The 22231-nt window shown below is 39.9% G+C and carries 19 protein-coding genes; 8 read left to right on the forward strand and 11 right to left on the reverse strand.

The features are described 5' to 3' along the window. Positions 1-591: a transcriptional regulator BetI gene (gene betI / locus B5G52_RS09015; RefSeq protein ID WP_087532336.1), complete on the reverse strand. Its 591-nt coding sequence runs from the start codon at positions 589-591 to the stop codon at positions 1-3. Positions 592-1011: 420 nt separating this feature from the next. On the opposite strand from betI, the gene B5G52_RS09020 reads away from it, so the two are divergent. Continuing rightward, positions 1012-3162: an exonuclease domain-containing protein gene (locus B5G52_RS09020; protein WP_087532337.1), complete on the forward strand. Its 2151-nt coding sequence runs from the start codon at positions 1012-1014 to the stop codon at positions 3160-3162. Between the two features lie 89 nt (positions 3163-3251). Continuing rightward, positions 3252-4031 (forward strand): DUF2189 domain-containing protein, encoded by a 780-nt coding sequence (locus tag B5G52_RS09025; RefSeq protein ID WP_087532338.1) that lies wholly within the window; start codon positions 3252-3254, stop codon positions 4029-4031. Positions 4032-4035: 4 nt separating this feature from the next. Here B5G52_RS09025 and B5G52_RS09030 read toward each other — a convergent pair whose 3' ends face one another. Further along, positions 4036-5010: a GNAT family N-acetyltransferase gene (locus B5G52_RS09030; RefSeq protein WP_087532339.1), complete on the reverse strand. Its 975-nt coding sequence runs from the start codon at positions 5008-5010 to the stop codon at positions 4036-4038. Positions 5011-5115: 105 nt separating this feature from the next. After that, positions 5116-7344: a TonB-dependent receptor gene (locus tag B5G52_RS09035; protein WP_087532340.1), complete on the reverse strand. Its 2229-nt coding sequence runs from the start codon at positions 7342-7344 to the stop codon at positions 5116-5118. A 167-nt stretch (positions 7345-7511) separates the two neighbouring features. Between B5G52_RS09035 and B5G52_RS09040 the strand changes: the two genes are divergently transcribed. Continuing rightward, positions 7512-7976 carry a DUF4920 domain-containing protein gene (locus tag B5G52_RS09040; protein WP_254911174.1) on the forward strand — a complete coding sequence of 155 codons (465 nt, stop codon included), beginning with the start codon at positions 7512-7514 and terminating at the stop codon, positions 7974-7976. Then, positions 7969-8541, forward strand: a complete 573-nt coding sequence (locus tag B5G52_RS09045; protein WP_087532342.1) for a PepSY-associated TM helix domain-containing protein — start codon at positions 7969-7971, stop codon at positions 8539-8541. Before B5G52_RS09040 ends, B5G52_RS09045 begins: the two co-directional genes overlap by 8 nt. 44 nt (positions 8542-8585) lie before the next feature. Here the strand turns inward: B5G52_RS09045 and B5G52_RS09050 are convergent, their stop codons facing one another. Then, positions 8586-9953, reverse strand: a complete 1368-nt coding sequence (locus tag B5G52_RS09050; protein ID WP_087532343.1) for an alkaline phosphatase PhoX — start codon at positions 9951-9953, stop codon at positions 8586-8588. Positions 9954-10248: 295 nt separating this feature from the next. Between B5G52_RS09050 and dps the strand changes: the two genes are divergently transcribed. Continuing rightward, positions 10249-10761 (forward strand): DNA starvation/stationary phase protection protein Dps, encoded by a 513-nt coding sequence (gene dps / locus B5G52_RS09055; RefSeq protein ID WP_087532344.1) that lies wholly within the window; start codon positions 10249-10251, stop codon positions 10759-10761. 107 nt (positions 10762-10868) lie between these two features. On the opposite strand, the gene corA is transcribed toward dps, so the two are convergent. The 3 genes from corA to B5G52_RS09070 all read right to left on the reverse strand — a co-directional run bounded on the left by corA (position 10869) and on the right by B5G52_RS09070 (position 16186). Further along, positions 10869-11825 carry a magnesium/cobalt transporter CorA gene (gene corA, locus B5G52_RS09060; protein WP_087532345.1) on the reverse strand — a complete coding sequence of 319 codons (957 nt, stop codon included), beginning with the start codon at positions 11823-11825 and terminating at the stop codon, positions 10869-10871. A gap of 186 nt (positions 11826-12011) precedes the next feature. Continuing rightward, the gene (locus B5G52_RS09065) at positions 12012-15122 is read right to left on the reverse strand and encodes an efflux RND transporter permease subunit (RefSeq protein ID WP_087532346.1); all 3111 of its coding nucleotides are present in this window, start codon (positions 15120-15122) and stop codon (positions 12012-12014) included. Further along, positions 15122-16186, reverse strand: coding sequence for an efflux RND transporter periplasmic adaptor subunit (locus B5G52_RS09070; protein WP_087532347.1), 1065 nt, complete (start codon positions 16184-16186; stop codon positions 15122-15124). The genes B5G52_RS09065 and B5G52_RS09070 overlap by 1 nt, the downstream gene beginning before the upstream one ends. Positions 16187-16370: 184 nt before the next feature. Here B5G52_RS09070 and B5G52_RS09075 point away from each other — a divergent pair, with 184 nt between their 5' ends. Next, positions 16371-17096, forward strand: coding sequence for a HugZ family protein (locus B5G52_RS09075; protein ID WP_087532348.1), 726 nt, complete (start codon positions 16371-16373; stop codon positions 17094-17096). Positions 17097-17189: 93 nt separating this feature from the next. Here the strand turns inward: B5G52_RS09075 and B5G52_RS09080 are convergent, their stop codons facing one another. The 3 genes from B5G52_RS09080 to B5G52_RS09090 form a co-directional block, all read right to left on the reverse strand. Next, entirely contained in the window at positions 17190-17867 is a 678-nt protein-coding gene (locus tag B5G52_RS09080) for a glutathione S-transferase family protein (RefSeq protein ID WP_087532349.1), read from the reverse strand. Positions 17868-18045: 178 nt separating this feature from the next. After that, positions 18046-18273 carry a hypothetical protein gene (locus B5G52_RS09085; RefSeq protein ID WP_087532350.1) on the reverse strand — a complete coding sequence of 76 codons (228 nt, stop codon included), beginning with the start codon at positions 18271-18273 and terminating at the stop codon, positions 18046-18048. Between the two features lie 113 nt (positions 18274-18386). After that, complete coding sequence (locus B5G52_RS09090; protein ID WP_087532351.1) at positions 18387-18722, reverse strand: zinc ribbon domain-containing protein YjdM; 336 nt, start codon at positions 18720-18722, stop codon at positions 18387-18389. A 160-nt stretch (positions 18723-18882) separates the two neighbouring features. On the opposite strand from B5G52_RS09090, the gene B5G52_RS09095 reads away from it, so the two are divergent. Next, a complete protein-coding gene (locus B5G52_RS09095; protein ID WP_087532352.1) occupies positions 18883-20580 on the forward strand; it encodes a diguanylate cyclase in 1698 nt (565 codons plus the stop codon). A 60-nt stretch (positions 20581-20640) separates the two neighbouring features. On the opposite strand, the gene B5G52_RS09100 is transcribed toward B5G52_RS09095, so the two are convergent. Then, a complete protein-coding gene (locus B5G52_RS09100; RefSeq protein ID WP_087532353.1) occupies positions 20641-20886 on the reverse strand; it encodes a hypothetical protein in 246 nt (81 codons plus the stop codon). Between the two features lie 167 nt (positions 20887-21053). On the opposite strand from B5G52_RS09100, the gene B5G52_RS09105 reads away from it, so the two are divergent. Continuing rightward, entirely contained in the window at positions 21054-22202 is a 1149-nt protein-coding gene (locus tag B5G52_RS09105) for a hypothetical protein (protein ID WP_087532354.1), read from the forward strand. Positions 22203-22231: the final 29 nt, after the last annotated feature.

A 22231-nucleotide genomic window follows, 5' to 3' on the forward strand; every position in this document is an offset into this window, starting at 1 on the left:
TTAAGCTCCATACTGTTTGATAAGTGAATTTACATAGCCTTTGGCTAATTGCTCGCAATGTTCAAATTGATCTTCGTCAGACTTACTCAATACAGCCCTTAACCATAAACCATCAATCATGGCAGCGCATAGTTCTGCTGCAAGTTTGGCATCTGCATCATTCATCAATGCTTTGAATGAACTTGTTAAGTTACTAAAAAGGCGGCGACTATTAACGTTTTGTAAGCGATGTAATTGCGCATCATGCATTGACTGCGCCCAAAAACTTAACCACGTTTTTGTTGTATCGCTTTGCAATTGTAAGCGCGCAAAGTTTGCCTCAACGATAAAAATCAACCTTTGCTCAGGCGTTGTCGTTGTAGTTACACGTTTAATTAACTCACGTTTTAAGTTAGATAATAAATAGCGCACAGTCGCTTCTATCAAGCCTTGTTTACCACCAAAATAGTGGCTAATAATACCCGAAGACAAGCCTGCTTTTTTACTAATGCTATTAATAGTTGTGCCCTGTAGGCCAAACTCAGCAACCGACTCAATAGTGGCGTCAATTAGCTGCTGACGACGGACAGGTTCCATTCCAACTTTAGGCATAATTTTTATTAATTGAACGTTCAATAAAAATAAAGGTTAGAGTAAGTGAACTGATAATTCAAGGTTGACAAACTGTGAACGTTCTAAAGTGACATCAACAATGTGACGCTAAGTTACTGTATTAACTTCTATAACTTGGCTTAGAAAAAAGTTGCGAAAAAAACCGAAAAGGAGTGATTTTCTGGGTAAAAACGGCAAAAATTAGCTATGTTATGTAGTAGCTTTGTGCCACAGTATAAGATTCAATATTTTATATAACGAGAAAATGAATAAGGAAACTCAATGTCTAATTTTAATGAATATAATAATCAAGTAATGGCCAACATCCTCAAACAACTTGCACAGAACAACAACACTTGATTACTTTACCCAAACAATAGATACTGTTTTTTTATACAGCCATCAGCAAACGGTAAAGTGATGCGTAAAGAGCTTCCAGCGAAATATTATTTAGCTCATTTTAATGAGTTACTTACATTTATAAATACTCAATGCAGACACTTGTTAGAGCAAAAGCACATTGATTTTATTACAAAAGTTAATAACTTAAGTGAGCAAGCCCAATGCATGCTCTCGCGTATTTTTTCACGAAAGCCTTTGTTAGTGGCAATACATACGCTTAATTATGATGAAATACCCAGCCCGACACAGGCAATTGATGAGTTAAAAAACGCAGGTCTTATTGCACACCCAAGCCATAACGACTACCAGCATCTACTCGCTCACTTAACAAAACCAGCATTACTTGAGCTACTAGCGCCGTTTACAGCGGCAGTGAATATAAAAAAAAGCGCAACAAAAGCACAATTAGTAGCACAAGCCTGCGATTTCTTTACCAATAAACTCGAGTATTTAACCCCTGTATATAGTCAATTTATTATTAATAATCGCGCTGATATTTACGAGTATTTTGAGTTTTTATATATCGGCCGCTTAAGTAGTGGAGATATCAATCATCAAAATAGTTTTGTACTGCGTGATTTAGGCGTTAGAGCAACAAGACAAAGCCATAATCAAAGCTTAGCGCGCTTTGATACTTTAGATGAGGCAAAATCAAACTATGCGTTAAACCGCTTTCGCTTAGCATTTAAAAGTGCACAAACTGATGACGACTATCACGATTTAGCTCACAACGTAATTGCGCAGCAAGCACAAGGCACGCTGGCAATAACTCTTAAAAACAAGTTATTACTCAGGCTCTACCAACAACTTAAAAAAGTAAATGCAGTAATTAGCTTTAGTATTTTAAATGCCTGTGAAAACAGCTCCGAAGCCACAGAAATACAAATACGCGAGCAATATCGTCAAGGCAATAAAGACTGGGTTAAAGCAAAGCTTGAAGAGATCGTCGAAAATCCAGTGACCGATGATCTGCTCTATTTTGCCGATGACTTCTTAATGCGCAAATTTAATAAACAAACCCGCTCTCGCTTAAGTACTATGCTTGCCGATACAAAGTGTGTAATTGAAATAGATGAGATTTATCGCGGCGATGTAGAGCAAGGGGTGGCACAGTATTACGAAAACCAAGGCTTTCAAACATTTAACACAGAGAACACGCTTTGGCAAAGTCTATTTGGCCTGGTATTTTGGCATGAGCTTTACGTAGAAACTCCTCACCCACCGTGTAATGAATTTGATTTATTTCCACACGTATTACGCACTAACAGTTTTTACCAACTACAACACCAGCAAATCAATACACTACTGACGCAACTGCAAACACCTGACGATTTACTAAAGCATGTGTGCAAAAACGCGGCGCGCTATTTTGAGCAACCAAATGGCTTATTTCGTTGGCATAGTGAGCTGTTAAAACCACTTGAAGTACTGATTTTGAATAGCCCTATCACAGCGCTAAAAAGCCACTTAAAAAACATGACTATGCGCTTTTTAGAACTAAAAGATGGCTACCCAGATTTAATGATTTTAAAAGACGGCACCGTCTATTTTGAAGAGGTAAAAGCACCCGGTGATAAACTCAGGCGTAATCAGCTAACCACCATCGATAACCTGAAACAATCTGGATTTAACGTACAAATTGCAGCTGTGAATTGGGTTAATGATCCTAACCGCATTTACAGTGTGGTCGATATCGAAACAACGGGTAGTTTAAAAGGCGGCAATAGGATCACTGAAATTGGCCTGGTTAAAATGCAGCACGGCAAGGTTATCGAAACCTGGTCAACACTGGTTAACCCACAAATACGCATTCCAAAATTTATTGTATCGTTAACGGGGATCACCGACGCCATGGTGGCATCTGCGCCTAGCTTTGAGCAAATTGCCGATACCTTAGTGAGCAAGTTACAAGGCAGTATTTTTGTCGCCCACAATGTCAACTTTGATTACGGCTTTATCCGTAAAGAGTGTGAAATGGCGGGCATTAGCTTTAAAATGCCCAAGCTGTGTACTGTGGTGGAATCGCGCAAAGCCTTTACAGGGCTTAAGTCGTATTCGCTTGGTAACTTATCAAAGTACTTTAACTTAAGCTTAACTAACCACCACCGTGCATTAGCGGATGCTAGCGCCACCGCCGAACTACTTTTACTTATCCAACAAAGCGCTTAGCAATAAAGAGCTATAGTGGTTAGTTGAAATTTGTAAATAATGGTGATGTGTTCTAAACCTAAAGAGTAGCCTAATACAGGAAGACTCTTATGCCGTCATCGAACACACTTAATAAACACACTGAGTTTGCACGTTGTTTAGAGTGCAATAAAGTAAGCACTTTTGCAGCTTTTCATTGGTTAGCTCTTGCTTTTCAAGACATGATGCGAGCACCCATACTAAGCCTAATTTATGGATTAATTTTTACATTAATCCCGCTGGCCATTGTTTACAGCGGCGTTTATGCCGGCACTTACCTTGTAATACTTCCTGCAACAGTCGCATTTGCTTTGATCGGTCCTGCATTTGCTGTAGGTTTATACGATATTGCTTGGGAGCTTGAAAAAGGTCACTCTCCTACATTCTTACATTCACTTAAATCAATGTTCAGAAACCCAGCAGGCGAATGGGGCTTTGCAATTTTATTAATGGTTATTATGATTATTTGGATGCGTCTTGCCGCTTTAGTACACGCATTATACCCAAGCCACGCAAATCCAACGTTTGAAGAACTCTCAGCATTTTTAACCTTAGGCACCATTATTGGTGGAATATTGCTCGTCACTGTATTTGCGATTTCAGCGTTTACACCGCAAATTATGATGGAAAGACGTGTCGATATAATGACCGCAGTTATGTCTTCTATGAATGCAGTAAAAACTAATTTTAGCGCCATGGTTGTATGGTCTGGCTGTATTTTTATATTAGTTGCTATTGGTTTTATCACTGGCGCAACGGGCTTTATTGTCATTATGCCGCTACTTAGTTACGCCAGTTGGCACGGTTATATTGAAGTAATCAAAACCAAAAAATTACGTGGATATGAATAGTCTTTTATAAAAATTGTTGCGCAGGGAGGTAAAGCTCTTGGCGCAGTAACTTACGCCCTTGTTTGAGTGCATTTTTATATGAAGGCTTATTAGTTGCGTCAATATACCCAAAGAAAAAATTAAAGTCCTCACAATGCAGTTCATAGTACAGACGCTGCATCGGTGAGGCTAAACCTTGGCCTCTAAATTGTTTAGCAATAAAAATATCACTCACCAATAAGCCATCAAAACCCAATTCTTCACTTGCCTCCCCCATAACCATTCCCAAAGGCTGGCCTTGATAAAATGCCATACTGCATAAGCCCGCTTCAATGGACTCACTCAGCTCTTCTTTATCGCTGATTGGCACTATGTTTGCCATTGCTGGGTTTTCAGTTAGAAACTGGTTGTATTCCTGCTCATACCAAGGCCTATCTTTCTCAAGCTCAAAGGGCTGTAAAGAGATATCTGCTTTTAAAGCATCACTCACATCAAGCAATGGCGTTTGGCTACCTAATAAGGAGTCAACAGCGCGAGCACCTGGCAATAACAATAATTGCTGTGCTTGTGGTGAATCAGGTGCTGGCCAAACACAAATGTGCACAGGTGTGCACCAGCAAAATACCTTACGAATGTAACTGGCAAGTTCTTTTAAAACCGATGCAGTTAATGAGTGTTCACTAAAGATTTCAAACATGGTTTCGTCATCATCATTACGACAAACACTGGCTATGAATAAGTTACCATCATTATCTTCAATTACTTGGGCAAATAAGTCGTCATCTGGCACGTTGTCACTGATATTACGTCGCTGACGTAATTCAATAAAGTCATCACTCGTGCAATCGTCATTTAATGCGAGTAAATCCTGACACTCTTTATTGATTGCTTTTTCAATATCTAGATTCGTTATATCTGTGAGGTTATACGTTTTAATAACCCCCGCTCCTAGGCGGTGTAAACGCACGTCGTCGATTTTATAGAGTGGATAATGGCGCATAATTTCCCTTTACAAGTTTCATTTAAACCTTATATGGGGACGTGGCAAGTTTTTATCAAACTAGACCCATAATTTGGGCCTAGTTTGCGAGCATAACCGAAGAGATCAGAATTGATAACTTAGTGATACTTTATAATTGCGGCCAAGCTCTGCTGGGTCGTTCGCTTCAGTCGCTGGCGCTCTTAGATACCGCTTATCCGTCAAGTTATCTACTCCTAACCTTAGGATGATACCGTCCAAACTGCCGGTGGCTTGATATTTGGCATTCAAATTATAAACCGTGTATGTATCTGTGCCGTAACCGTATTCTAAGTAGGTATCGCTTAAACGTTTTTGCTCACGGTAATGCAGCATTTGTAAACCTAAATTAAACTGCTCGGTAAACTGGTAGTTAGTATTCCAAGTGATTTTATCTGCTGGGGCTTCAGCATAAGGTTGCTGCGTGTAATCAATGGTCCCTAAGAAGAAGTTAGGCATTCCTTCAACATCCATATTAATCGTTGAATAACCTAAATACATATCGATTGCTTGGAAGGTATATTGCGCCTCTATTTCAATACCATGGCTTAATAACTTACCAATATTCTTAGCGCTATAATCTCGGTGAGTGGCAACAGGTATACCATTAGTAGGTTGTGGCCCTGGCGAGCCGAGTTGTTTTTCGCCCTCTGCATCGAGGTAATACATAAATGGCACGTTATCGATGTAATTATTGATTTCATTATCAAAGTAAATCGCTTTGAAGCTTAAGCTATCTGCATAAGGCAGGTTTTGCCAACTTAAACCAAAGCCCATTTCAAGGTTATCAGAGTCTTCTGCTTTAAGATCTGGCTGTGGTTCGCTGTAACAAATCTTGCCACCAATATGACAGCGCCACTCATCTTGCTTATAAAGCTCTTGCAGCGAGGGGGCGCGAAACGCTTCAGCACTTTTTAAATATAAATTAAGGTAGTCAGTTACTTTAAATGTAAGGCCAAGTTCGCTCGATAACTCATTCTCATCATTGCTATCAAACAGTTTAAAGTGGTCACTTTCACGTTCATACGCATCAAACCTTAAACCTGCGGTAATTAGCAATCGCTCATCAAAAAACTCACTTTGATCAATCAAAGATAATGACCAGTTTTGAGCATCGCTATTGCCGTAGTATGTTGATTGTTGCTGATCTTCCCATTTTACTTGGTTGAAGCTTTCAACATCATATTGCAGTTCTACAGCAAGCTTATGCTTAATAACATCGTCAAAGGTCGATAAGTTTGCAAACCGAACACCCTTGCGCGAACTTTCTCCTTCACTATTGCTATCATAATTAATTTTATTTGTGCCTTGCTCAATATAGCCTTTGCTGATCTTATCGTACGTTTTTTTAGAGTAAAAAGCTTGTACATCTAAATCAACGTAATCACTTTCTCCTTGATAAGTATATTTAAGCATACCTTCGAGATAATCATTTTTGTAATCTTCAGCAAGTGTGGGGTATGCAATGGCTAAATCAAGTCGCTGACCATAGGGTTGATCAACCGATTCCGTTTTACTGTAATCTAGCTTAGTTTTAAGACTATGATGCGGGTTAAAATACCAGGTATTTTTTAGGGTCGCATTTTGTCGTTTTGATTTATTTTGTATTTTTCTAACTTGCTGAATTTGTTCGTCTTCAGTCGCGCCTTCCTTAGCAACAACATCAATATCATCATATTCAACTTGCCCGAGTGAAAACACAGTATCGCTCACATCATTTAAATAGAATAAATCAGCATTAAAGTCATTCGAGTCTGAAACAGATTGATGTGTCACTGAGAATCGAGTGCCAAAACCTTGTTCATCTCCTAAATAATCACTCGCATCCTTGGTCACTAAGCGAATACTGCCCCCAATAGCACCAGAGCCTACCGTTAATGAATCAGCACCTCGTAGCACTTGAATTTGTTTTAATTGATCGGGGTTGATACCTAATGAGTTAATTTGCGCTATATTTTGGCTGCCATCAGAATCAATTTTACGTTTTACATCATCAACTGAGATATAAATACGTTCGCCATATAAACCACGAATAGCAGGCTGACCTGATAAAGGTGTAACACTGCCTGATAGCTCAACCCCTGGAAGGGTTTTAAGTATTTGGTTTAAATCTGCTGCTTGCTGCCTATCTATTTGCTCTGTAGAAAGTACCGATACAGAACTCGCAACATCTTGATTAAGCGCGGTTAGCTTATGACCTAGCACCTCTATTTGCTCCATTTCCCGCGCTTTTTCGTCCAAGCCTGACGTTGCTGCAACTGAAGAAAAATTAGAAAGGGCCGCTCCAACACATAGAAAAGCATACGTTAACTTCATACTTATTAATCCTTAACAAAAATCATTATCATTTGGTTTAGCGTGGCAATTTTAGGGTTTAACCTATGAAATTGCAATAACTAATTACTTATGGTTATATTAAAAAAGGATTAATAACCCGTAATTTTCAATTAATTTGACTAAATTTCACTGAACATAAGGGAGCTATGATGAATTTTTACAAACTCTTAATTTTAATTATTGCAACAATAGGGTTGTCAACTGCCAAAGCAGAACAATTTGGCGAACCGGTTGATAATGCAAGCTTATTAAAAATTTCGACAATAATGGCCGCGCCAGATACCTTCTTAGATCAACAAGTTACAATAGAAGGTACTGTTGTTGGTGTATGTGCTAAACGAGGTTGTTGGATGACAATAGCCTCTGATAAGCGTTTTGAAAACTTGCAAATCAAGGTTAATGACGGTGATATGGTATTCCCTATGACTGCTAAAGGGAGTAAAGCGATGGCAACAGGAAAGCTAAATAAAATCCAGCTTAACTTAAGCCGCACTAAAGCGTTGTTAGCACACCGAGCGCAACAAGCAGGAAACGAATTTGATGAAAACACAGTAACAAAGCCCATGGCAATTTATCAATTGGTACCGACAGGTGTAGAAATCCTTGAGTAAAACAAGAAGAAAAATAAACTGGTATAAATTAAACCGTAGTTTACATCGTGATATCGGTTACTTCTGTATGGGTTTAGTGATCATTTTTGCAGTATCGGGGATTGCGGTTAATCACAAAGATGACTGGAATCCTAATTACCGTGTCGAGCAAGTTGTAACATCTATATCCGCGCAAAACTGGTCACTTGATAACGATACAGAACTTGCTAATCAAGTACTTGCAATAAGCAAAATTGATGAAAAAGTTAAAACATCTTACTGGGCATCACCAACGCAATTTAAGCTGTTTTTTAAAAATGGCAATAACCTGTTATTAAACCTAAAAGATCAACAATTAATTTATGAAAAAATAGCCCCTCGTCATGTGTTTCAAGCATTTAACCGCCTGCATTTAAACGAGACAAAGGCATCTTGGGTTATATTTTCAGATGCCTTTGCGGCTTTACTGATTTTTTTAGCTTTGAGTGGCCTGTTTATGATTAAAGGTAGACACAGCCCTTGGGGGATAAAATCACTGTGGGTGATAAGCGGTATTGCCCTACCCGCAGTTTATATCTTTATGTAAAAGCAGCAAAATAAAGTGAAGGTATTACCTTCACTTTACAACCATTAAAGTTTAAAGCTATCCCATGGGCCGGTAATTGCGAGTGTTTTTGTTGGCGTAAATACATTTACAAACAGCGTTTTACCATCCGGCGAAAAACACGCTCCGGCTAATTCTGTTTGCGCTTGTAATTTTGCAAAGTTATACACTTCACCTTTGGGTGTAACGCCACGTAAATGATTATCGGCCACATCGGTGTATTGATCTTCACACACAATTAAATGACCATTTGGTGCCACTGTTAAGTTGTCGCCAAAGTTATAAAGTGAACCATCGGTGCTTTCTACAAAAAGTTGAATTTGCCCCGGGGCTGTTTGCTCTTTACTCGTTCCTTCAAATTGCGATGGCACATACTTCATGACTTGACCCAGTTGTTTTTTGCCGCCATTGGTACAACAAAAATACAGTTCATTATCGCCCCAATGAATGCCCTCACCGCGGGCAAATAATGCCGCTCCTTGCTGGTATCCACGTAAACGTAAATCATCTTTCGGACTTTCGGGGTTATCTAAATCAATCCACTCAACATCCATGTTCAGGTGTAATGTCATATTAACACCAGTCCAATTTCGGGTATCAAATTGTGGTGCGTTTTTAATCACCATTGCCTGCAATTGGCCGCCTTTGTGTAATTTACCGTACTCATTAGGAATGAAGCGATAAAATAAGCTGTCGCCTTTATCTTCAGTCAGGTAAACAATACCTGTTTTAGGATCTATCGCGGCAGCTTCATGGTTAAAACGCCCCATCGCTTTCAACGGCTCAGGTTTCACTAAGCCTTTAGCGTTTGCTGAGATTTCAAAAATATAACCGTGATCTTGGCCAAAACCATCGGCTTTAGTTAATGTTGTTTCTTCACAGGTAAGCCAAGTGCCCCACGGCGTAATACCACCAGAGCAGTTGCGAATAGTGCCAATAAGAGATAAGTATTCTTGCTCTTTTTCACCCCTTTTAAGATTATAAATAATGTGGCTTGTGCCACCCGGTAAAGCAATGCCTTGTTCATTCGTATCATAAGCGAGCGATGTTTTATGCTTACGCGCCGCATCATCAGCTTTGGCTAAATCACTGGGCTTGAGTTCATGGTTACGAACTAACGCAACTCGGTCATCGTCTAATGCAAAACACCCCATTCCATCAGCGTTATTGGGTACAAATTGACCGTCATCCATTTTCTCACCAAGCTCAGAGATCACCTTGTAACTAAACCCAGCTGGTAAATCTAACAGCTTATTTCTATCTGCAATTAACGGCCCATATGCAGGTAAATTACTGCCTAAATCACTAACGGGGACTTTACCAAACGCACTACGAGATAGCCCTATAAACGCAAGTGTGCCTGCACTAAATAAAAACTGCCTTCTGTTAATCATGTCTGCTCGATTTATTATTACTGATAAAATTTGCCAACATCATAAATTAAAAACAGCAATAAAAATGGGGCCAAGATACAAATTCATAGAAATGTCATAATCAAGGGCGTGAATTATTTACAAAGCCATGCAGCTTTTTCATACTAAAAACCAGCTAGCAACCACCAAACAAAAATAACCCCTTGATTTAAAACGATATTCAAACAATGAAATTACGGCATAGCCATTGCTCTATAAAAGTATGTTCGCTTAGGGTTATAGCCCTAAGCACTCAGTTTTTAATTTAGGAGGAAGTATGAGTAATAGTAAAGTCGCTGAATTTACCGCCCCAGGCATGAATAGTGAATCTGCTGAGCAGACAATTGCCCAACTCGACAACCGCATGGTAGCGTTAATTGATTTACAACTTACCTTAAAGCACATCCACTGGAATGTAGTTGGCCCTAACTTTATCGGCGTACACGAGATGCTCGACCCGCAAGTGGCCGCAGTACAAGAAATGACTGACACTATCGCCGAGCGTATTGCCACATTAGGCGGTGTTCCTGTAGGAACACCGAAGTCGATTGTTGATCGCCGCTCTTGGGAAGATTATTCGATTGGTAAAGGGTTAGTGAAAGATCACCTTGTTGCTCTTGATAAAGTATACAATGGTGTAAATGGGGATCACCGTAAAGCCCTTGAAAAACTATCAGAGCTTGACCCTGTCTCAGAAGACATGCTCATCGCGCAACTTGCTGATCTAGAACAATTTCAGTGGTTTGTACGTGCTCACATTGAGTCATCAACTGGTGAATTACAAAGTTAATAAATCGTAACCACATCAGTAAAAGCCCAAATGACTTAGTTGTTTGGGCTTTTAGTACCATTTTAAGTGAGGGAGTAATCACAAACAAAAGTCACATAAGCTAAATACTACAACCACCCCTTGTGTTTAAAAAATAAATAAGGTGCAAAACCAGAGAGCAGCATCACCCCAATAGCAAACGGATACCCCCAGGCCCACTCAAGTTCAGGCATGCGATTAAAATTCATACCGTAAACACTGGCCACCACAGTTGGCGGTAAAAACACCACGGAGGCAATCGAGAAAGTTTTAATTATTTGGTTTTGTTCAATATTAATAAAGCCTTGAGTGGAATCCATAAGAAAATTAACTTTATCAAATAAAAAGGTACAGTGTGACATTAGAGTATCTATATCAAGTACAATCTCTCTTAATGATTCGCGATCCTCACCTTGTACACCTAACTGACGTATCAAGAATGAAATATTGCGTCGAGTATCCATTAAGCATAAACGCACTTTACCATTGGCATCTTCTAATCGTGCGATACGACTGATGGCTTCCTCTAAATCAGAGCCATCTTCTTCAAGAACATAAGCACTGAGTTTCTCTAACTGATGATGCATATCTTCCAACATGTCTGCATGGTTTTCGACTTTTTGATCAAATAATGTTACCAGTAATTGTTTTGCCGTATCACACATCACCTGGCCTCTACGGGCTCTTAAACGTAATAATCGAAAGTCAGCGAGCTCATCATCGCGAATAGTCAATAAACAATTATCTTTAAGTAAACAAGCCACTGTGACGGTATTAAACCGCCCTTCATTTGGCGACATAAATAATGCATGTACATGCAAGCCTTCATTGTCAATAAAGCATCGCGATGAAGCCTCAATCTCTTGAACATCTCCAGACTCAGGGAACGTTATATCCAGTGTTTTTGCTAAAATATTACGCTCATCCTCTGTGGGTTTGATAGTATCAATCCAATGTGCACTTCTAATTAATGTTTCTATAGGAGTATCTGAGGAAGGCTCTAACTCATTAATCACTCCCTGTTCGATAGAAAAAAATCTCAGCATACACTTCTCCAATAAAAACAAGACAGTCTAAGTATATGGAACAGATCATTAATCAACAATGACAATGCATTTATTGTTTATCTGACTTTAAAGCGATCAAAAAAGGTCAGCGTTTGTAAAGCCTGACCTTTCTATTCACAAACAGAGCTTAAAAAAGCTGAGGAAGTATCCAGCTTCTTAATATAGTTAACTCTTTTGCTTATACACCATTAATAACATAGCCGGTAGCACGGTGAGACTCACAATAGTTGATACAGCAATACCGCATAGAACGATGATCCCCACACCACGGTACAACTCTGAGCCTTCACCCGGAATAAATACTAAAGGCGCTAAACCACATAATGTGGTCATGGTTGACATAACAATCGGTTTTAACCGTGTTTCTAGTGCGCTGATCACCGCTTGAAAAGCCTCAATGCCCGCGGCTAAATTGCGCCGACTTTGATCAACAATTAAAATAGGGTTATTCACCACAGTACCTAATAAAATCAAAAAGCCCAGCATAGTGATCATATCAAATGGCTGATGAAATCCACCAAACACTGAGCCTAGGGTGTTAATTACATTTAGCCCTAATAATCCACCAGCCATCCCTAACGGCACGGTAGCCATAATAAATAGTGGCTGGCCCCAATGTTTAAAAATAGCGACTAACAATAAATAGCATAACGCTAGAGCGACAATAAAGTTGCCACTGAGGGCGTCGCGTGTTTTTTCTAGCTGATCCGCCGCACCGCCAATACTGATGTTCACCCCTGGAAGCAAATCACCTTGTTGCTGTAGCTGTGGTAGTAATTGCTCACGGACTAATTGCTGCGCCCGCTCAAGTGCCACCTCTCGCGGCGGAATAATATACACAGTAACAGTTCGGCGACCATCTACTCGACGTAAACTGTCGCTGTCGGCCTTTTCATTTAGGTTAGCCAGTGCATTTAACGGCAATAACCCTTGAGAAGTCACCACCGGCGCTTGCTCAAGCCCCTCTAAACTTTGTTTATTCCCGGCCTCTGAGAATATAAACACATCAACTTTATCGTCATCTAAAATTAGCTCATCCACATAGGCACCATCACTTAAAGCTGCGACGGTATAGCCCAGCTCATCTGCAGTCATGCCCACTTCAGCAAGACGCTGCCAGCGCGGCTCAATTTCAATCAAAGGTTGATCAAGGGTTAAAGACGATGGCTCTGAGTCGACTTGTGGATTGTCAAACACCTCACTGGCGAGTCGATATACGGCATCGGCAGCACGATATAAATCCACTTGCTCGGTGCCGCTAATATCTAAGGCAACTGCACGCGTACCGCCGTCATTACTGGAGATAATTGAGCCTCGTGATGAAAACGCCCGCATGCCCGGGTAACTTTTAAATTTGGCAGTTATAGCGGCCATCATTGCATCAATATGTTCAGCATCGTTAGGCTCACTCAAAAACCAAATATTGCCGACGCCAACCGATAATGAATAGTATTTTAACGAGGGTAAATCTGTTTTCCCCTGTGCAAAGTCACTGCTTGGCGCATTTAAGTGCTGATCAAAATAAATTAATAATTCATCACTAATTTTTTGCATGTGACTTAAATTATACCCTGGCGGCGCAATCATCATTGAAAACGCTTTGGGCTCTTCCCCCTCAGGTAGGTATTCTGCTTCTGGCATAAATAACCAAGCACCACCTAGCAAACCAACTACAGCCGTTAACACGCATACAGTGCGCTGAGTTTTAGACGCTAAAAATGACGGGATAAACTTAGGCAGACGCATGGTTTGTGTCATCGCCGCGTCTTTTTTTGTAGCCTCTTTTTTTGTAGAACAAGCAAATCGTGCCGATGCCGCGGGCACCACTAATAAGGCCACCAACATAGAGGCAATAATCGCCCCAGAGATAGCAATAGCAACATCAGAGTATAATTGCCCTGCTTCTTGTACAATAAACAAAATAGGAGCAAACACCAGTACTGTGGTCATAGTGGATGCCAGTACCGCAGGCCATACTTCTTGTACTCCGGTAATAGCAGCATCAAGTTTTGACAAACCTCGTTGTTTGGCTTGTTCAATATTTTCAAGGACCACAATGGTGTTATCTACCGTCATACCGATGGCAAACGCCACCCCAGCTAATGAAATCACATTGATGGTGCGGTCAAATATCAATAAACCTAAAAATGCGGCAATGGTACAAATTGGTACGCCCATCACCCCTATTAAAGTAGAGCGTGGGCTTTTTAAAAACCAAAACATCACTAAGGTTGCCAGTAATGCGCCAATGCCTAAATTGGTCCAAACATTTTTTACCGAGCCTTTTACATAACGTACATCATCGCTCAGCAAAGTTAATTGCAGGCCGTTTTGCGCTAATAAATCACGGTTAATACGCGCAACCACCGTGGTCATTTCATCTTTAATATTCATCACGTTCGAGCCGCTTTCTCGGCGCACCGACAGCATTAAATTTCGCTCGCCATCGTTATATGACACATCACGTAATTCATAATGATCTAACTGTACTTTCGCCACGTCTTTAAGGCGTACTGTGCGCTGTTGATCTTGCGCAATAACAAGCTCTTTAAGTTCTTCTGCCGACTGAAAGCGCCCTACCATCCGTAATAAATAGCGGCGTTTTCCGCTGTCTATATCACCTGCTGAGGCATCTTTATTACGACTGCGAATAGCGTCTCTGACTGCAACTAAACTAATATTGCGACTGGCAAGCTTTTGCTGATCAATTAATATTTGTATTTGATACAACGCCCCACCACGAACACTCACTTGGGATACACCCGCAACGCGTTCCATTTCAGGGCGTACATTGTCTTGTGCAAAATCACGTAGCATATCGATATCGATGTTCAGCGGGTTCCCTGCTAACGGTTTTAACGAAAAGAACATAAATGCGTTAGATGAAAACGAGCTACTGTAAAGTACCGGTTGATCTACGTTTTCAGGGTAATTGGGGACTTGAGCCAGTGCGTTACTCACATTGATCAGCGCTTCATTTACATCAACGCCAAATGGAAACTCAAGCTCGACCTCTGCCTCGCCGGTATTAGCATAGCTCGACATGCGCTTTAAGTTGGGAAGTGAGCGCAAATAACGCTCTTGCTCTATGAGAATTTCTTTTTCAACATCTTGTGGGGTCGCCCCTGGCCACTGCGTTACCACTGTAATTGTCCGCACATCTAAATCGGGGATCATCTGCACAGGAATCTTAAACGCTGCGACAAGCCCTAAAATGCATGAAATAAGCACCGCAACAGCCACCAGCGTTGCATGTTTTACCGCGCCTTGGAGCATTATTGAGCCCCCGTTTGCGATACAGCATTAACTGCTTGGCCGTCTTGCAGTAACTCATTACCTTGCGTAACTACCCACTGATCGGCTGTTAAGCCTTGTACTATCTCAACGTAACCATTCATCCGTGAGCCTACTTTTACACTTTGCCTTGCGGCAACCCCTTCAAGTACAGTAAACACACTGAAACCACCGTCTGGGTGACGTAGTAAAGCATCTCGCTCTATGATGACACTTGCTTTAGCCGTTGATTTTAATGTTACTTCGGCACTGGCTGATAAACCCACTTGTAACTCATCCGAGTTATTTAGCGCTAAGCGCAGTAAAAAGCTACGATGGCTGGTATCAACCACAGGAACTTTGGCGATGACTGTTGCGGTAAATACCTCATTAGGACGTGACGCTAAATAAACATCTACCGCCGTTTCACTATCTACTGCTGAAAAATGCTCTTGCGGCATATACAAATCAAGCCATAGCTTGTCATTACTGACCAATTCAAAGGCGCTTTGCCCGCGAGTAACCCATTCACCAACATCGACCAAACGCTTCGCCACAACACCGTTAAAAGGTGCAACTAGTTGGTGATATTTTAGCAGTTGTTGCTGGTAAGTTTGATTTGCTTTTGCTTCGAGTAAACTTGCTTGCGCACCTTTCACAGCAGCTTGGCGATCAGACAGCTCAGTTTGGGCAAACAATTTTTGCTTAGATAATGACTGCGCCTCAGTAAAACGACGCTTAGCATCATCAACTGTCACTTGCGCACGAACAACAGCCGCTTCATTTGCTTGTAATTGGGCTTTTATTAGCGCTGAATCTAATGCAAGTAATGGTTTACCTTGCTCAAGGTACTGCCCAGTTTCGGCATATATTTCGGTGATCACCCCATCAGCAAGCACCGAAAGCTGTGCATGGCGCTGCGCTTTTAACGATCCAGTCAGTGTCACTGTAGGCGACAATTGCTGCTGTTTAACTTGTTTAGTTACTACATTAACGGGCTCTGCCGTGTAACCTATTGCACAAAAAAACAATAAGCCAACACACCAACAATATGCATAAATATTCAAAATAACTCCCTTTCCTACCTAATAAAAGCCAGCAAGTAACAACGGACTCGAGTGCATGATAATAATCCAGCTAATATAAACAAACCCCGCCCGTAAACAAGAATCATTTGCAAAACAGTAATTTTAACAGCAAAATAGCAGGCAAAATAAACTAAATTTATGACTTTAAACAACTGGAGTGTGTATGCGCCAACAAGCCCTTAATGAAGCAAAAAAATTAGTGTTTCAAAAAAGTAGCGCAGTAATGTCTACCCTTTCGCATAATTTAAGAGGTTACCCGTTTGGCTCTGTTACCCCTTATATGTGTGATGAGCAAGGCCGTATTTACTTTTTTATTAGCGACATAGCGCAGCATACTAAAAACCTAACCCATGACAAACGCATGAGCCTAACGGTGTTTGATGCCGCTAAACAAGGCGATCAAAACGAGCATGGCCGAGTCACTATTGTTGGTGATGGCAGCTTAGTAAACCAAGAACACGCCGAGAGTTTAATAAATAAGTACGTAGCCCTATTCCCAGAAGCACAAAGTTATCGCAATGCCCATGACTTTAACCTCTGGCAATTAGATGCAATACGGGTGCGCTACATTGGTGGGTTTGGCAAAATATTTTGGTTAGAGCAAGAAGAATGGCAGCAGCCAGCTAAGGCATGGGACGATGAACAAGAACTCGGCATGATTGAGCACATGAATGCTGACCACCAAGACGCCATGAGCTTGATTTTAAAACAGCAATATAACCTTGATGACGCATCACCAATTATGAGCGGTTTATTGGCGCAAGGCTTTTACCTACAAAGCTTAAAAAATAATTATTACATTGCATTTAATGAACCATGCGACAGCCCGATGGCAGTGAGAAAGGCATTAGTAAAAATGACGCAAGATGCTCGTCAGAATGCTAGTTAAGATCTGGCTTGGTGAATAACTTTAGCCTGAACGAAATAACGCCAAAATTAAGAGAAGTCAGGTAAAGTTACCTGACTTTTAAAACTACTAAAACTAAGCTTTAGGGTAATTTGATGGGAAAAATGCGCGACGTGCTTGCTCATCAAATTCTTTTTTGAAGTCAATATCAGTGCCCACTCTACGAGCGCGTGCAACTGCTGGTCGACTATCAATACTTGCAAACCAACGCGCTAAATGTGGATAGGGTGCTAAGCCCTCTTCACCTAAGACTACTGTTGCTTTATCTATCCAACCCCAAGCAGAAACATCTGCAATAGTAAATTCATCGCCAACGATAAACTCACGCCCTGCAAGGTGTGTATCTAGTACTTCGTAATGACGCTGCGCTTCACGTAGATAACGATTGATTGCGTAATCTAGTTTTTCAGGAGCTGCATGTCTAAAGTGCACCGACTGCCCTGAATACGGACCAAGCCCTGATGCGATAAACATTAACCAAGATAGCATTTCACCGCGATCTTCTGGCTTACCTGCAAGCTTATTATGTTGTTCAGACAAGTACATTAAAATTGCATTTGAATCAAATACACGGGTTTGTCCATCAACAATTGCGGGAGCCTTTGCATTTGGATTAATCGCTTTAAATTCAGGGGTGTGTTGCTCACCTTTTAGTGTATCAAGTGGCACTAACTCATAGTCTAAACCCGTTTCTTCAAGAAAAAGGGCAACCTTCATTGGATTAGGTGTGTGATGAAAATAAAATTTGATCATGCTGAGCTCCTCAATAGTTGAGTATTGATTAAAGCACAACTTGAGCAGTCGTTCAAATTAAGATTTTGAGTATGTATTGTTTATAGAATAAATTCAATTAAAAACAGCTACGCTAAGCTAGGTATTGCTATTAGAAGTCAGGCGCAGAAGAGGCCTGACTAAATTATAACTATGACGATTAGTTATTAGTGTTGGTGCTATTTCGTTGAATATTATGCACCGCTTTTTTACTTTGCTTTTCAATAGCAGCCATTTGCTCTGGCGTACGGCAAACACGTTTAGCAATATTACTACCGGTTGGCTTTTCCATCTTGCAAATTAACCCATCATTAGTTTCAGCACTCGTTTGCGAGTTTGCACAACCACCGATCAATACTACAAATAAAATTACAGCTAAAAACTTCATTTTCTTCCCTAATAAGACATAAAAATCAAAACCTAATATTACCGCGATGACTGTATTGGGATACACCAAAATGAGACTAACAGGCATTAATAATTGTTAAAGATACCTGATTCTTAGGCTTTTTTTACAAACTTGGCTGTTACCATCATTTCACCTACACCATCAACCTTACAATCAAGCTGGTGATCTTTACTATCTTTAATCCAGCGAACTACCGCTTTGGTGCCAATTTTTATGACTTGTGAGCTGCCTTTAATTTTTAAATCTTTAATCACGGTCACTTTATCGCCTTCAGCCAAAAGAGTGCCATTAGCATCTTTCACTACAACAGTGTCTTCATCAATATCAGCAGAAGGGTCCCATTCATGCGAGCATTCAGGGCAAATTAAAAGATTCAAATCTTGATATACAAATTCAGATTGGCATTTTGGGCATATAGGTAAAGACATACTTTAGCTTAAGTTAACAAAGATGCAGTTATGGTAATTGTTAATTATTACTTTGTCTAATTGCCTAAAAGGTAAAATAATTTATTAGATGAGTGATTGTTACTCGACAAATAAGTCATTTAAGTTGAAAATACAATTAATGGTAATAGGGATTTTATGCATGAAAAATCGAGTTTCATTTGTACTTATATTTTTTTTATTATCACTAACGATAAATCTGCAAGCGCAGCCTGCAGTTCATCCAAGTGTAAATATAAAAGCCCTACCAGTTAACTTAACCCAATTTCAAATGAGTTATTTCATTGATACAAGCCAAGAAATGACTTTTGAGCAAATTCAAAAACAACCATTTATTCCTAGCAAAAATGAAATTACTTTAGGACCAAATGCTAAAACAGCTTGGTCAAAAATCATAATTACGAATGACTCCGCACAAGCATTGCGTTTATTTTTACACAATTCAGATGCATATCACCTGCAACGCGTTGACTTTTATGAAACAAAACAAGGTAAACTACTAAACCAAACCAATATTGAACTTGATAAGTCAGGCCATAAAGCGGATATATTTGGTGGCAGTGCTATCTTCTCATTCATGCTCGCAGCTGGTGAAAAGAAAACAATTTACTCTAAAAGTGTCACCTTTTCTCATCAATGGTACTCATTAGAATTATACGATGAAGAACATTCTAAGCGAGCCTTAGTCAGTAGCAGTAACTACACAGCTTTACTTGTGGGGATGATGCTCGCATTGATGATTTATAACTTTTTCTTATATTTATCAGCTAGAAAAGTTGAAAATATAGTCTACGCCCTCTATCTAATTTCAGGCACAATTTGGGTGGCACTTTCTTATGGCTTAGCTGCAAACTTTTTTGGTATCTTTAGTGCTGAAATACTTCAATTCAATTCTACTTTGTATAGTATGCCCAGCTTTTTAATCATCTTTATGATGCTCATCTTCGGAACAAAAAAACGTCACCCAAAAGAACATATCGCTTTATCAATAATCTTAACGATATTAGCCGCAGCGTTTATTTACAGCTTATTTGACTTAGTCAGTGCGCTAAAACCTGCTAGTACTTTAGCTGCATTAATGATGACAGTCACTCTAGGAGTATCAATATCTTTGTGGAGAAAACGCGATCCTTTGGCAAAATACTTCTTTTTAGGTCACTCGATGTTTATTATTTTCAATATGCTGGCCGTTCTTTATTACAAAGGTTTAACTGAATCAAATCAGATAAATAGCCATGGTGTCGGAATAGGTATTTTACTTGAAGCACTCATGATGGCGTTTATTTTATCTTACCGAATAAAAACATTAGAAAGCATAAAGTCTGCACAAGTAGAATTAAAAAAGCTCGCCGATACCGACCCGCTTACGAAGCTGTACAACAGGCGTTACTTTGAAAAAGCCAGCGCACAGTTAATCACCAAGAGCCAGATTGCCAACGCTGAATTGTCTGTAGTAATTGCTGATTTAGATTATTTCAAAGCCATAAATGATACCTATGGGCATCACATTGGTGACCAAGTCATAATTGAATTTGCAAAAATTATTACCAAGCAACAAAGACCAAATGATATTGCTTGTAGGTACGGTGGCGAAGAGTTTTTACTGCTTGTTAACTGTAATGTAGAGGCGGCAAAAAATATTGCTCAACGTATTCGTAGTGAAGCAGAAAAAACGATTATCAAAACTCAAAAAAACGAAGAAATTCGTTTTACTGTAAGTCTTGGGGTTCATCCACTTTCTTGTGAAGATGATAATATTTCAGAAGCAATCGCATTAGCAGATCAGGCGCTTTATAACGCAAAAAACAAAGGACGAAACTGTGTAGCAACGTTATCATAAAAGAGCAGCTCCCTTTTAAAGGTCACATTGCTCTTTTAATATTTAATTCAAAATTAGTAATTAATGCTTTTTAATACCATTGCGAACCAATTCTTTACCATTTTCAAACACCTCTTGCGTAACCCAGCGTCCTAGCAACAATTTATGGTTATCATCAAGTACTGCCACAAACGGTCGCCCATTACTATTATTGGTTGCTAATGCTAAACCCCCGACATTTTTTAGCCCTAAGCCACCACCTTCAACTAAAAGTAAGAATGCTTCAAGTTCTTCAAGGGTATCAATTACATCGTTGTCGTTAATCATGCTGTTTACTCTATTACAATTTAATGTGTGTAGAATACCATTTTGCTGGATTTGCCTCTAGGGGCTTTAAAATAGCCGACAAAGCTATCGCTTTAATTTGCACTCCTTGTTTAAGCATAGGATAGTTAGTACATTCAGATTTAACAGCCGAAGTTTTTAGGACACACATGATTAAACTACTTTTAAGTTCAAGCTTATTTTTATCCTCCTTTACTGCAATGGGTAACTCGCTAACTGTTGAAGAGTTGCGTATTGAAAAAGCAATGACAGCGATACCAAAGGTGTTAACGGCTTTTTCTGCTGATGTAGAACAATTTGAAAAAAGTTGGAAAAGCGTAGAAAACTATAAACAAGCATCAGACTTAATACATGATTACTCACACCAACTTTGGCACAATGCTAAACAACGCATAATCAAAACTAATAGCTTTGATGACCGCCAGCTATACTGGGCTCGCTTGCTATCAAGTAAAGTTATTCGCTCCCATAAACCTGATTTTGCTATCACAGATGCTGAGCTAACGGCTCTTTTAACTATGTTAGAAAATGGCAGCCGTGGCAGAACTAATCTTGCTTATACAAAAAACACCGACAAAAAAATCTTACTTACTGGCTTTGACCCATTCTTACTTGATAGAAATATTAATCAAAGTAACCCATCCGGTGTTGCTGCGCTTTTACTTGATGGACAAGTGATCACCTATAAAGGTATTACCGCTGAAATAAATACTGTGATGGTGCCAGTGCGCTATGAAGATTTTGATCAAGGTATTATTGAAGCACTACTTGCCCCTTATTACGCGCTGAACAATGTAGATATGATTGTCACTGTAAGTATGGGTAGCAAAGAGTTTGATCTCGAACGTTTTCCGGGTAAGCGCCGAAGTGTTACAGCGCCAGATAACGCCAATATTGTATATGGTGGGACGGCCACAGACCCTAAAATATCGCGCTTAAATGACCGCCCCCTACCAGGTAATGAATTCGTTGAATTTAGCTTACCAGTAAAATATATGCAGCAGGCCAAAGGGTCATTTAAAATAAATGATAACCATAAAGTGATCACATTAGAGAAAGCATTTGAGCCAAAATCACTCGCTGAACTAGAGGGTGCAATTGCGGTTAAAGGCGGTGGCGGTGGCTATTTATCAAACGAGATATCTTATCGCAGTATTCGCCTACGTGATGAGCTGAATTCAGATATTCCAACTGGCCATATTCACACTCCACGCATAGCACAACTTGAACCAGAAACTGAAGCAAAAATTGTAAAGCAAATACAAGCTATGTTAGAGCGCAGCTTAGAGGTATTATAATAAAGTAAAGGCCAGTACAACTGGCCTTT

This window comes from Pseudoalteromonas sp. A601, from assembly GCF_002165575.1.
GTDB lineage: Bacteria > Pseudomonadota > Gammaproteobacteria > Enterobacterales > Alteromonadaceae > Pseudoalteromonas.